The following is an 11391-nucleotide window of genomic DNA, read 5'->3' as shown; positions in this document are numbered from 1 at the left end:
CGGCGAACACCAGCGGCGGCAGCATCGCCAACACGCCGATGGTGGTGGCGTCGAAGCCCAGTTCGGGGCCAAGCCGTCCCAGCAGCGGACCGACGGCGGAGACCGCGGCGCGCAGGCTCAGCGCCATCAGCAGGATGCCCAGCAGCGCGCCGATCCGCCCGGTCCACGGCCTGCGGAGGAAGTAGTTCACCCGCCTACCCTAGCCGCGGCCCGCCCGCCTACCCGGCCGGATACGGTTCGCGGCGCAGCAACCTGGCCAGATGAACGGCGTTGCGCGCCGCCGTCGCCGTCGTCGCCACGGTCACGTCCGGGGTTTCCGGCAGGTCCTGGAAGTCGGTACCGTGCATCGCCTCCCCCACCCAATACGTGGACCCCTGCGCCGGCAGGCTGAACCCGATATCGCCCAGGCCCTGGTACAGCTCCGCGGTCACGTGATGGGCGCCGTCCTCATTGCCGACGACGGCCACCAGCGCGACCTTGTTGAACATGCTGGGCCGGCCCTGCTCGTCAGTTTCGGACAGCTCCGCGTCCAGGCGTTCGAGCACGAGTTGCGCCTGGCTCGCGGCGTGGCCCAGCCAAATCGGCGTCGCCAGCACCAGGATGTCGGCGGCCAGGACTTTGGCGCGGATGGATGGCCAGGCGTCGCCGTTGCCCATGTCGGTCTGCACGCCGGGTTTGACGTCGTGGTCCACAACCCGCAAGAGGTCACACGTGACGCCGTGTCCCGATAATTGCGTGATCACCTGCCGGGCCAGCAGTTCGCTGCTCGACGGTTTAGGCGACGGTGTCAGGGTGCAGACCAGTGCCAGTGCGTTGAGTTTTGTATCCTCCATAGCGCCATTCTGCGGCTTCGGGCAGTTAATGGACAGTCCGCCGGCCATGCCACCGGCCGTCGACGATCGTCCAAAAGCCGATCCACGCCGCCACCGTTCGCTCCCCTTGTAACCAACTTCCGGGCGGTGACAGGCGCCGCCGTAAGATGGTGCTGGCGCCCTTCCCGTGCGGCGCCGCGGACCGCCGAACGCCCGCCCCGGGCGGCTGCGGCCTGCGAAGAACTAGGAAGTGGTGCCAAGGATGCTTGACCCGTCAACGATCGAGTCCATCGCCGACGAGCTGGTGGAGGCCGGCCGGACCCGGACGCCGGTGAAACGGCTGACCGCCCGCTACCCGGAGATGACCATTGAAGACTCCTACAAGGTGCAGAACCTGTGGCGCGAGCGCAGCGAGACCGCCGGCCGTACGCTGGCGGGCCGGAAGATCGGCCTGACGTCCAAGGCGATGCAGTACGCCACCGGCATCAGCGAACCGGACTACGGGATCATCTTCGACGACATGATCCTGGAGAACGGCTGCACGGTGAAGTGGGACCAGTACACCCACCCGCGCATCGAAGTCGAACTGGCCTTCGTGCTTAACCGCGATGTCAAGGGCCCCAACGCCACAATTTTTGACGTTTTGAACGCCACCGAGTACGTGGTTCCCGCGCTCGAGATCCTGGACTCGCGGATCGAGATGGAGGGCCGCACCATCGTGGACACCATCTCCGACAACGCCGCCATGGGCGCCATGGTGATCGGCGGCAACCCGGTCCGCCCGCAGGACGTCGACCTGCGCTGGATCTCCGCCATCCTGTACAAGAACCAGACCGTGGAGGAGACCGGCGTCGCCGCGGGCGTGCTCAACCACCCGGCCGCCGGCGTCTACTGGCTGGCCAACAAGATTGCCCCGCACGGCGACCACCTGAAGGCCGGTGAAACCATCCTCGCCGGCTCGTTCACCCGCCCCATGTGGGTCCACAAGGGGGACACCGTCTTCGCCGACTACGGGCAGTTGGGAACCATCACGTGCCGTTTCGAGTAGAACCCGACCCGTCCTTCAAGGACGCCCTCTCCGCCGCCGACCGGCCGCTGGCCGGCATCTGGGTCTGCTCCGGCTCGCCCCTGGTGGCGGAGCTCTGCGCCGGGGCCGGCTTTGACTGGATCTTCATCGACGCCGAGCACTCCCCCAACGGGCTGGAGTCCGTGCTGGCTCAGTTGCAGGCGGTGCGCGGCTATCCCGGCATCCCAGTGGTCCGCCCGCCGGTCAACGACACCGTGCTGATCAAGCAGTACCTGGACCTGGGCGCGCAGTCACTGATCATTCCGATGGTGCACACGGCCGAACAGGCCCGCGCGGCCGTGGCGGCCACCCGCTACCCGCCGGCCGGCGTGCGCGGCGTCGGTTCCGCGCTGGCCCGTTCGGCCCGCTGGAACCGGATCCCCGACTACCTCACCCGCGCGGAGGAAACGCTGACGCTGATCGTGCAGATCGAGTCCGCCGAGGCCGTGGAAAACGCCGCCGAGATCGCCGCGGTCGACGGCGTGGACGGCGTGTTCATCGGACCGTCCGACCTCGCCGCCTCGATGGGCGTGATTGGCCAGCAGGAGCACCCGGACGTCGTCGCCGGCGTGGAGAAGGTGCTGAAGGCGGCCCAGGCGGCCGGCAAGTTCGTCGGGGTCAACGCCTTCGCCGAAGCCTCCGCCCGCCGCTACATGGAGTGGGGTGCCGACTTTGTCGGCGTCGGCGCCGACGTGGCGCTGCTGGCCCGCGGCTCCGAAGCCCTGGCGGCCAAGTACATCCCCTCGGACGGGGCCGGCGAGGCCGGAAGCCCCGCCAGTTACTGATCCTCCGTAGAACGACGGCGGTGCTTGGGTGGCTTCGGAACCCACCCGAAGCGCCGCCGTCCTACGCGGCGAGGTGGAGCAACTGCTGGTTGGGGAAGCGTCCTTCGGCTAAAAATGCTAAGACTTGACCATGGCTGATTCTTTCAAGGTTGGCGATAGAGTGCGCTGGAATTCAGAGGCCGGCGAAATTCACGGCAGGGTCACCAAGGTCCACACCAAGGACTTCGAATTCCTGGGCCGCACGAGGCGCTGCTCCGAGGATGAGCCCCAGTACGAAGTCCAGAGCGACAAGACGGACAATTTGGCTGTCCACAAGGGCTCGGCGCTGCGCAAAGCGGGCTAACCGGCGACGCCGCCGAAGGCTCTAGGGCCTGGACTCCACCGACGTTTGAGACTCCACAGAAGTTCGAGGAAACAAGACGTGGCAACTGTCTCCAGCAATCTTTCCGGCCGGCAACCGACCGTCCGGGCGCTGGCGCGGATTTCCCACACGCCCGGGGGTGTCGGGCTGATCGACCACCTGCTGCGGGCGCCGACAGCGGACGAGGTGGAACTGCGGGTCAGCCTCTGCGGGCTGTGCGGCTCGGACGTTATTGTCTACCGTGCCGACACGGCAGCAGCGCCGGTTCCGCTGGGTATGGTGCTCGGGCACGAGTCGGTCGGCACGGTGGTCCGCACGGGGCTGCTGGTTCCCGAGTGGCTCGCGCCGGACACCCGGGTAGTACCCATTTCCACCGTGGGCTGCGGCCACTGCGAGGCGTGCCGGGCGGACCAGCCGCATCTTTGCGCCGAGCGCTCCGGCCTGGGGCTAACCCAGCACGGCCAAGCCACTTCACGGGCGCTCGTTCCGTGGCGCAACCTGGTGCCCGTGCCGGAGTCGGTTCCGGACACCACCGCGGTTCTAGCAGAGCCCGCGTCCATCGCCTGGCGCGCGGTCTCCACTGTCGCCCGCATCCAGCCCGGGGAGCGCGTGGCAGTCTCGACCACCCGCAGCATCGGCCTGCTCGCCGGACTGATGGCACAGCGCGCTGGCGCCGAGGTGACGATGATCGGCCGCGACGGCCCCGGCCACGCGGCTCGGGTTGAGTTGGCCCAAGGCCTTGGCTTGGGCAGCACCACCGAGCAGCAACCCAACACCTACGATGTGTGGATCGAAGCGACCGGTGCTGGTACCAATCTGGCACGTGCCGTTCAGGAACTGCGGCCCTTGGGCCGCCTGGTCATGGTGGCGATGTATGCCACCGGGACCGCCCCGGCGCCCGTGGTCCGGACCAGCAAGGACCTTGCCGTCCTGCGCAGCTTCATCTCCACCCGGCCGGATTTCGAGCAGGCACTGGCCTTCCTCGCCACCCTTCCGGATTTGGGCGAGCGCCTCATCACGACCTACCCGATGGGCCGGGCCGTGGAAGCACTGCGGCTCACGGCGGAAGGCCACCTTGACGCAGCTGGACGGCCACTGGTCAAAGCCGTGCTCGATCCAGCCAGGTGAACAAAAGCCTCGACATGTGACCGAATGGTCACCTATTATGGGTGCATGGATGCCGTGTTCAAGGCCTTGGCGGATCCCACCCGGCGCGGCCTGCTGGATGAACTGTTCCGCGAGGACGGGCAGACCCTCACCGCACTCGAAGCGCGGTTCGGCATCACGCGCTTCGGCGTCATGAAGCACCTGAAGCAACTGGAAGAGGCCGGCCTGGTGGTCACCCGCCGCCGCGGCCGCGAAAAACTCCACTTCCTGAATCCGGTGCCCATTCGGCTCATCCACGACCGCTGGGTGAGCAAGTATGCACAACCATGGGCCGCTGCCCTCAGCGACCTCAAATCCCGATTGGAAAGTCCCATGGAAAAAATCTTCGAAATCTACATCCGCACCACCCCGGAACAACTCTGGGAAGCCATCACGGACAGCGAGATCAGAAGCACGTACCAGTTCGGCAACCGGATCGAGACCGACTGGACGCCGGGTTCCCGGTACGCGGTGACCAACCCACGGGCCGGTGCGCCGCTGAGTGAAGGCGAGAACCTGGAAGTCGATCCGCCCCGCCGGCTGGTCCAGACCATGCGCGCGCTGTGGGGCGAGGACGTCGCGGCCGAAGGCACGTCCCGGGTGACGTGGGAGATCGAACGGGTGGAGGATTCCTGCCGCCTCACCGTCACGCACGATCAGCTGCGCGAGGGCGCCAACGAGCAGGTGTACGGCGGCTGGCCGATGGTCCTGTCCGGCCTCAAGACGTGGCTGGAGACCGGCGAGAAACTCACCACACCCGGCTCCCTGATGTACACCTGAGCACCGGGCCGGCGTACCCTGGCGCTGCCGCGCGCGGCGAGGCCAGGCGCGGCACACCCCGGAAACGGCACAGCAGGCGCCCTTGTGCGAGGGCGCCTGCCGGCGTCGGCGGACGGCGGGTCCGGGACCTGCGGACTCAGGAGAGCTTGGAGGCCACCAGGGAGGTCAGATCCACCAGGCGGTTGGAGTAGCCCCATTCGTTGTCGTACCAGCCCACGACCTTGACCTGGTTGCCCATGACCTTGGTGAGGCCGGAGTCGAAGATGGCCGAGGCCGGGTCGGTGACGATGTCCGAGGAGACGATGGGGTCCTCGGTGTAGGTCAAGATGCCGGCCAGGCGGGGATCCGCGGCGGCCGTCTTGAATGCCTCGTTGACTTCCTCGACGGTCACCTCGCGGCCGACCGTGACGGTGAGGTCCGTGGCCGAACCGGTGGGCACCGGCACTCGGATGGCGAAGCCGTCCAGCCGGCCCTTGAGCTCGGGCAGCACCTGCCCGATCGCCTTGGCGGCCCCGGTCGAGGTGGGAACCATGTTGATCGCGGCGGCCCGGGCCCGGCGCAGGTCGCGGTGCGGCCCGTCCTGGAGATTCTGGTCCGCGGTGTAGGCGTGGATGGTGGTCATCAGGCCCTGCTCGATCCCGAAGTTCTCGTGCAGCACCTTCGCCAGCGGGGCCAGGCAGTTGGTGGTGCAGGAGGCGTTGGAGATGAGGTGGTGGGCGCCGTCGTCGTACTCGCCGTCGTTGACGCCCATCACCACGCTGAGCACATCGCCCTTCGCGGGAGCGGAAATGAGGACCTTGCGGGCGCCGGCGACCAGATGCTTCTCCGCGTCCGCGGAGCTGGTGAAGCGACCGGTGGACTCGATCACGATGTCGACGCCGAGCTCGCGCCAGGGGAGGTTTCCGGGGTCGCGTTCGGCGAGTACCTTGATGGTCCGGCCGTCGACCACCAGGTCGCCGTCGGCGACCGTGACGTCGGCGCCCAGCCGGCCGACCACGGAGTCGTACTTGAGCAGGTGCGCCAGGGTTTCCGGCGAGCCGAGGTCGTTGATCGCCACGATCTCGAGGTCTGCACCGATTTTGCCCTGCGCCATGGCCGCCCGGAAGTAGTTGCGGCCGATGCGCCCGAAACCGTTGATGCCAATCCGTACTGCCATGGGAACTCCTTTTTATTTAGCCTCTAAATTTATGTTCCATTATTATTATCCTGATACTGCCGGACAAGGTCAAGGGGATCGATGTGAGCACCACCGCCACCACTCCGCAGGTCCTGCGGCTGACCAACCTAAAAGCCGTCCTGTCGGTGATGCGCGAGAACGGCGCGGTGACCGGAAGCGACCTGATCGAGGCCACCGGGCTGACACGTGCCACGGTCATCGCGGTCTGCGACGACCTGGTGGCCCGGGGCTGGGCCCGCGAGGTGGCCGGCGAACGCGTGGTCGGCACGGCGAAGGGCAGGCCGGCGCGGCGGTTCCAGTTCAACCCCGGGGCGGGCTGCGTGCTGGGACTGGATGTCGGCATGGCCACCGCCACCGTGCTGGTGGCGGACCTGAACGGCCTGATGCTGGCCCGTATCTCCGAGCGGTTCGAGAAGCCGCCGGCGCCGGCGGAGTCGCGCCGCTCCACCATCAAGCGGGCAGTGGCCGCCGCCCTGGCCGAGGCCGGGCTGCCGCCGGAATCGGTGCTGGCCACGGCCATCGGGGTGTCCACCGTCGTCGATCGCCACGGCAACGTGGCACCCGGACACGAACTCTCCGAGCACTTCGACATCGGCCTGCAGACCGAGGTCTTTGCCCGCTACGGCTGGCCGGTGCTGCTGGAGAACGATGCGAACCTGGCGGCGCTGGCGGAGCGCTGGAGCGGCGCCGGCAAAGGCGTCGACGACTTGGCCGTCATGCTGGCCGGCGAACGGCTGGGCACCGGCCTGATCGAATCGGGCCGGCTGCTGCACGGCTGCAACGGCGGCGCCGGCGAAGTGGGCACCCTGGAACTGGTGGACGGGGTGGGCAGCCAGGACGGCATCGCGCGGCTGGCCCGCTACTGGGGCAACGAGGCCCTGGCGTCCGGCAGGCCTACCTTGATCCGCGAGCTGGTGGGACCGGGCACTACCCGCGTGTCGGCCCGCTTCGTCTTCGAGGCCGCTGCCCGGGGAGACGGGGTGGCGCAGGAAATCCTGGAGCGGATCGGCCGGCGGATGGCCCGCGTGGTCGCGATACTGGGCACCTTCCTCAACCCGGAGCTCGTGGTGATCGGCGGCGCGGTGGCCGCCTCGGCGTCGGCCCTGCTGCCCACCATCACCCAAGAACTCCCCCGGCTGACCGCGACCCCGCCGCGGGTGGCGGTCTCCGGGTTCGGCGACGCGATAGTGGCCACGGGCGCCGTGCGGCTGGCGCTGGACTACGTGGAGGAGCACGCCATGGAACTCGTCCCGGCCGGGATGCCGTCGAGGTAGGCGCGATCCCGTCGGAAACCCACCGGACGCCCGGCCGAAACGGCGACCTCCCCCGTTCCGCTGCCTCAGGTGAGGACGTTAATCGGCTCCCCGCGCAGGTACGCCAGGATGCCCTCGAGCATCTGCGTGTACCCCAGCCTGTGGGCTTCCTCGGTGACGAAGCCGACGTGCGGGCTGAGGATCAGGTTGGGCACGCCGCGCAACGGGCTGTCCTGCGGCAGCGGCTCCACGTCGTAGACGTCGAGGGCGGCGCCGGCGATCCGCCGTCCGGCGAGCGCAGCCACCAAGGCCTCCTCATCCACGAGCGGTCCGCGCGAGGTGTTGACCAGCCGGCCGCCGGGACCGAGGAGGTCCAGCTCGGCGGCGCCGACGATCCCGCGGGTGGACTCCGCCAGCCTCAGGTGGACGCTGACGATGTCCGAGCGCCGGAACAGGTCCTGCTTGGACACCCACTCCGCCCCGTGGCCGGCTGCGCGCTCCCGGGTCAGGTGCGGGCTCCACGCCAGCACGTCCATCCCGAACGCCTGCGCGTAGCGGGCCATCAGCTGCCCCAGCCTGCCCAAGCCCAGCAGCCCGAGGGTGGACCCGGCCAGGTCGATCCCCATCCGGGCCTGCCAGATCCCGGCCCGCACGTCCCGGTCGTTCTGCGGAATTTCCCGGGCCACGGCCATCACCAGCGCCCAGGCCAGCTCGGCCGGAGCCTGCGTCGCATGCTGCGTTCCGCACACGGTCACCCCGCGGGCGTGCGCGGCCTCCAGGTCGATCGAGGCGTTGTGCATGCCGGTAGTGGTCACCAGCTCCAGGCCGGGCAGCAGGTCCATCAGCTCGGCGGTGATGGGCGTCCGCTCGCGCATGGTGACCACCACCTGCGCCCCTCTCAAGCGCTCGGCGAGTGCGCCGACGTCGTCACAATGGTCCGTGAAGCGCTCGACGGCGATGCCCGCCGGCAGCTGCTCCCACGGGGCACTGCCCAGTGCCACGTCCTGGTAGTCATCGAGGATGGCGATCTTCACGATGCCAGCGTATCCGCCCGGGACCCGGGGAAACCGCGGCGCCCCCGGAGTGGCGGGCGGGGCTGCCGCCGGAAACCATGGCGTGCCGCTACCTGGACAGGGTGGCAGCACCGGGGCCGGTCAGCTCCGCCTTGCCTACGGGCCGCCCGGACACCGCCAGCAGCAGGGCGATGGCGGTTCCGCGCACTTCGTCTCCGGTCCCCAGGCTGACACCGGCGTCTGACGCCACGAGCCGCAGCCCCAGCGCCCGTTCCTTGCCGCCGCCGAACTTTACGCTGGTGGCCAGCTGGTGGCGCAGCGCGGTGACGACAGGAGCGGCCGGATAGCCGTGGCGGATACCCAGCGGGCGCCGGATGTCCTCCCCGTGCACGAAGGCCTCTACGAGCCGGGTAGGCAGCGGCGCCGGGGCACCGCTAGTGCGCCCGCTCACCTCGCGGAACCGCTGCAGCGTATTTTCAGGTTCCGTTGCGCGCTCCGCTGCGACCCCGCGGGCGTTCAGACGGTCGAAATCGAAACCCGCGGCCAGGAAGTCGCGAAAGAACGTCAGCCGGGTCGTCTTCGCGTCATTGACCAGGTGGGCCAGCACGTCGTGCACGTCCCAGCCGCGGCACAGTGACGGCGTGCGCCACTGCTCCCGCGACAGCGCTTCCAGGTGCCGAATAAGCATCGCACGCTCGGCGTGGACCACGGGCCAGATTTCGGTCATCGGACTCCTTGCTCACCGTGGGCGTCTGGCTACCCTCTTCGCTCCTTGTTGCAGAAGCGCGTGCAACCCCGTCCGCCGAGTCGATCGTAGCCGCCCCGCGGGCCTGCTGTCTGTTTGAATGGGGGGCATGCAGCCAAAGAGCGCGAACGACCTGTGGGCCGTTATCCATGCCGAACGCGCTGCCCTCGCTGACGACCTGAGCGGGTTGACGGACGACCAATGGGCCAAGCAGTCCTTGTGCGGTCGCTGGGTCATCGAAGAGGTCCTCGCGCACCTGACGGCGGGCGCGAGTATTGCCCGGCTTCGCTGGCTTGGCAGCGTACTGGGTGCACGCCTCGACTTTGATCTCCACAACCAGCGCCGGTTAGACGAACACCGAGGTGCTACTCCGGCCGAAACACTCAACCGGTTCCGGGCAGTGATCGGGAACACGAAGGCACCGTCGAAGCACACCGTCGCATGGCTCGGAGAGATTATTGTCCACGGCCAGGACATCCGCCGCCCGCTCGGGCTGCAGCGAACCCCGGCTGTCGACGTCGTGACCCCGGTCGCAGAGTTCTTTTCCGGTCGGGACTTTACCGTGCCCAGCAGAAGCACCGCCAAGGGCTTGCGCTTCCAGGCGGTCGACGGCCCCTTCCGGTTCGGCTCCGGCCCCCTGGTCAGCGGGACCACGCTGGCACTGACCATGGCGATGGCCGGACGCGCAACGTACTGCGACCACCTGGCGGGAGAGGGAGTCGCCACACTGAGGTCCCGCTGCGCGCCTGCCCAAGACGGGCGTTAACGCAGCAGGCAGGGCCCGGAACGGATCCGGGCCCTGCCTGTGTGTATCGCGCGGGTTAGTTGGCCGGCAGCACGAAGGCCGAGTCAACCGTGATGGTGACCTTGTCGCCCACCAGCACGCCGCCGGCTTCCAGGGCGGCGTTCCAGGTGATGCCGAATTCCTTGCGGGAGATCTGCGTGGTCGCAGAGAAGCCGGCGCGGGTGGCGCCGAACGGGTCAACGGCCATGCCGCCGAATTCGACGTCGAAGACCACGGGCTTGGTGGTGTCCTTGATGGTCAGCTCGCCGGCCAGCTGGAACTCTTCCGGAGTGCCTTCGACACTGGTGGCCTTGAAGGTCATCTCCGGGTACTGCTCCACGTTGAAGAAGTCTTCGCCCTTGACGTGGGCGTCGCGGTTGTCATCGTTGGAGTCGAACGAGGCGGTCTTCACGACTGCCTCGACGGAGGAAGCGGCCAGGCTGTCGCCGACCACGAGGGTTGCATCCGCGTCGGTGAACTGGCCGCGCACCTTGCTGATGCCGGCGTGGCGGACGACGAAGCCGACCTCGGTGTGGGACTGGTCGAGGTTCCAAGTTCCTGGGGTGAGCTGAACGGCCATTAAGTGCCTCCTGGTTGAAGTTAGGATGTGAAGCCCGGGTGAACTCCATGCTTATGCATTTACCGTAGCACCTGATAGTTGAAGAGTCAACCAATAGCCGGTGAACGGCAGGCAACGATGCTTCGCCCGGCGCGGGAGACCCGCCCTGCCAACAGCCACGGTGGTTGTCCTGCGCCCCGCTTCGGGTAGATGATCGGAGCAGGGCACGATGCCACTCCTTCGGAGACATCCGGCCCGTCATCGAGCGAAGGACACGGCATGGCAGCACCGCCAGCCACAAAGGCCACGATGGCCGGGTGGTCGCCGGCCATGCTGGCGGGCGTCGCGTCGGCGGCCGCGCTCTTTGCCACAGCGGAACTGGCGGCAGCTTTTTTCGGCCCGGCCGCCTCCCCGTTCGGCTCGGTGGGCGCCGCCGTCGTGGAACTCTCCCCGATCTGGCTGACCGAATTCGCCATTTCCACTTTCGGGACGGCGGACAAACTGGTGCTGTTCATCGCCATGGCGATCGTTGCGGTGCTGATCGCCGCCGCGGCCGGCCTGCTCGCGGCCCGGCGCTGGACCGCCGGCGCGCTGACGGTGGTGTTGCTCGCGGCGGGCATGGCGGCCTGCGTGCTCACCCGCGCCGGGGCTGTGCCGGCCGACGCCATTCCGACGGCGCTGGGAACCGCGGCGGGCCTGCTCTGCCTGCGCCGGCTGATCGGTCTCCTGCCCCGGCCCGCGGCCTTGTCCGTGGGCGACGCGGCCGTCATGCCTGAGGTTCCGGACCGCCGCCGCTTCCTGGCGAACGCCGCGGCGGTTGCGGGTGTCGCCGTCGTCATGGGGATCGCGGCCGGCGCCGCTTCGGCGGCGCGGAACACCGCACGGCAGGTGCGCCAGGCACTGGGGCTGC

At 68.5% G+C, this 11391-nt stretch carries 12 protein-coding genes and 2 pseudogenes; 8 read left to right on the top strand and 6 right to left on the bottom strand.

Annotated features, from left to right (window positions below):
- Positions 1-190: pseudogene (locus AC5RV2_RS09710) on the bottom strand (CynX/NimT family MFS transporter); the annotation flags it as partial.
- 28 nt (positions 191-218) lie between these two features.
- Positions 219-833 carry a flavodoxin family protein gene (locus tag AC5RV2_RS09705; protein WP_494092156.1) on the bottom strand — a complete coding sequence of 205 codons (615 nt, stop codon included), beginning with the start codon at positions 831-833 and terminating at the stop codon, positions 219-221.
- Between the two features lie 241 nt (positions 834-1074).
- On the opposite strand from AC5RV2_RS09705, the gene hpaH reads away from it, so the two are divergent.
- The 5 genes from hpaH (at position 1075) to AC5RV2_RS09680 (ending at position 4950) form a co-directional block, all read left to right on the top strand.
- Positions 1075-1860, top strand: a complete 786-nt coding sequence (hpaH, locus tag AC5RV2_RS09700) for a 2-oxo-hept-4-ene-1,7-dioate hydratase (RefSeq protein WP_494092155.1) — start codon at positions 1075-1077, stop codon at positions 1858-1860.
- Positions 1845-2663, top strand: coding sequence for an HpcH/HpaI aldolase family protein (locus AC5RV2_RS09695; RefSeq protein ID WP_494092154.1), 819 nt, complete (start codon positions 1845-1847; stop codon positions 2661-2663). The genes hpaH and AC5RV2_RS09695 overlap by 16 nt, the downstream gene beginning before the upstream one ends.
- A gap of 130 nt (positions 2664-2793) precedes the next feature.
- Positions 2794-3006, top strand: coding sequence for a hypervirulence associated TUDOR domain-containing protein (locus AC5RV2_RS09690; RefSeq protein WP_494092153.1), 213 nt, complete (start codon positions 2794-2796; stop codon positions 3004-3006).
- A gap of 78 nt (positions 3007-3084) precedes the next feature.
- Positions 3085-4152 carry an alcohol dehydrogenase catalytic domain-containing protein gene (locus AC5RV2_RS09685; protein ID WP_494092152.1) on the top strand — a complete coding sequence of 356 codons (1068 nt, stop codon included), beginning with the start codon at positions 3085-3087 and terminating at the stop codon, positions 4150-4152.
- Between the two features lie 45 nt (positions 4153-4197).
- Entirely contained in the window at positions 4198-4950 is a 753-nt protein-coding gene (locus AC5RV2_RS09680; protein ID WP_494092151.1) for an ArsR/SmtB family transcription factor, read from the top strand.
- 136 nt (positions 4951-5086) lie between these two features.
- On the opposite strand, the gene gap is transcribed toward AC5RV2_RS09680, so the two are convergent.
- A complete protein-coding gene (gene gap / locus AC5RV2_RS09675) occupies positions 5087-6106 on the bottom strand; it encodes a type I glyceraldehyde-3-phosphate dehydrogenase (RefSeq protein WP_494092150.1) in 1020 nt (339 codons plus the stop codon).
- An 83-nt stretch (positions 6107-6189) separates the two neighbouring features.
- Here gap and AC5RV2_RS09670 point away from each other — a divergent pair, with 83 nt between their 5' ends.
- Positions 6190-7401 carry an ROK family protein gene (locus AC5RV2_RS09670; RefSeq protein ID WP_494092149.1) on the top strand — a complete coding sequence of 404 codons (1212 nt, stop codon included), beginning with the start codon at positions 6190-6192 and terminating at the stop codon, positions 7399-7401.
- A 65-nt stretch (positions 7402-7466) separates the two neighbouring features.
- Here AC5RV2_RS09670 and AC5RV2_RS09665 read toward each other — a convergent pair whose 3' ends face one another.
- Together AC5RV2_RS09665 and AC5RV2_RS09660 are read right to left on the bottom strand one after the other, a co-directional pair.
- Positions 7467-8414, bottom strand: coding sequence for a D-2-hydroxyacid dehydrogenase family protein (locus AC5RV2_RS09665; protein WP_494092148.1), 948 nt, complete (start codon positions 8412-8414; stop codon positions 7467-7469).
- A gap of 88 nt (positions 8415-8502) precedes the next feature.
- The gene (locus AC5RV2_RS09660; RefSeq protein ID WP_494092147.1) at positions 8503-9120 is read right to left on the bottom strand and encodes a maleylpyruvate isomerase family mycothiol-dependent enzyme; all 618 of its coding nucleotides are present in this window, start codon (positions 9118-9120) and stop codon (positions 8503-8505) included.
- A 127-nt stretch (positions 9121-9247) separates the two neighbouring features.
- On the opposite strand from AC5RV2_RS09660, the gene AC5RV2_RS09655 reads away from it, so the two are divergent.
- Positions 9248-9904, top strand: a complete 657-nt coding sequence (locus AC5RV2_RS09655) for a maleylpyruvate isomerase family mycothiol-dependent enzyme (protein WP_494092146.1) — start codon at positions 9248-9250, stop codon at positions 9902-9904.
- Positions 9905-9959: 55 nt separating this feature from the next.
- Here the strand turns inward: AC5RV2_RS09655 and AC5RV2_RS09650 are convergent, their stop codons facing one another.
- Entirely contained in the window at positions 9960-10502 is a 543-nt protein-coding gene (locus AC5RV2_RS09650) for a YceI family protein (protein WP_494065087.1), read from the bottom strand.
- Positions 10503-10760: 258 nt separating this feature from the next.
- Between AC5RV2_RS09650 and AC5RV2_RS09645 the strand changes: the two are divergent.
- Positions 10761-11391, top strand: a pseudogene (locus AC5RV2_RS09645) (molybdopterin-dependent oxidoreductase); the annotation flags it as partial.

Source organism: Arthrobacter sp. Y3225116 (genome assembly GCF_059091245.1).
The sequence above is the reverse complement of the archived record's forward strand: the minus strand, read 5'-3'. Positions and strand labels throughout refer to the sequence as shown.

What these genes read in the sequence shown, in the direction of transcription:
- AC5RV2_RS09705 (WP_494092156.1), bottom strand. Translation starts at nt 833, where the DNA reads ATGGAGGATACAAAACTCAACGCACTGGCACTGGTCTGCACCCTGACA.
- hpaH (WP_494092155.1), top strand. Translation starts at nt 1,075, where the DNA reads ATGCTTGACCCGTCAACGATCGAGTCCATCGCCGACGAGCTGGTGGAG.
- AC5RV2_RS09690 (WP_494092153.1), top strand. Translation starts at nt 2,794, where the DNA reads ATGGCTGATTCTTTCAAGGTTGGCGATAGAGTGCGCTGGAATTCAGAG.
- AC5RV2_RS09680 (WP_494092151.1), top strand. Translation starts at nt 4,198, where the DNA reads ATGGATGCCGTGTTCAAGGCCTTGGCGGATCCCACCCGGCGCGGCCTG.
- gap (WP_494092150.1), bottom strand. Translation starts at nt 6,106, where the DNA reads ATGGCAGTACGGATTGGCATCAACGGTTTCGGGCGCATCGGCCGCAAC.
- AC5RV2_RS09660 (WP_494092147.1), bottom strand. Translation starts at nt 9,120, where the DNA reads ATGACCGAAATCTGGCCCGTGGTCCACGCCGAGCGTGCGATGCTTATT.
- AC5RV2_RS09655 (WP_494092146.1), top strand. Translation starts at nt 9,248, where the DNA reads ATGCAGCCAAAGAGCGCGAACGACCTGTGGGCCGTTATCCATGCCGAA.
- AC5RV2_RS09650 (WP_494065087.1), bottom strand. Translation starts at nt 10,502, where the DNA reads ATGGCCGTTCAGCTCACCCCAGGAACTTGGAACCTCGACCAGTCCCAC.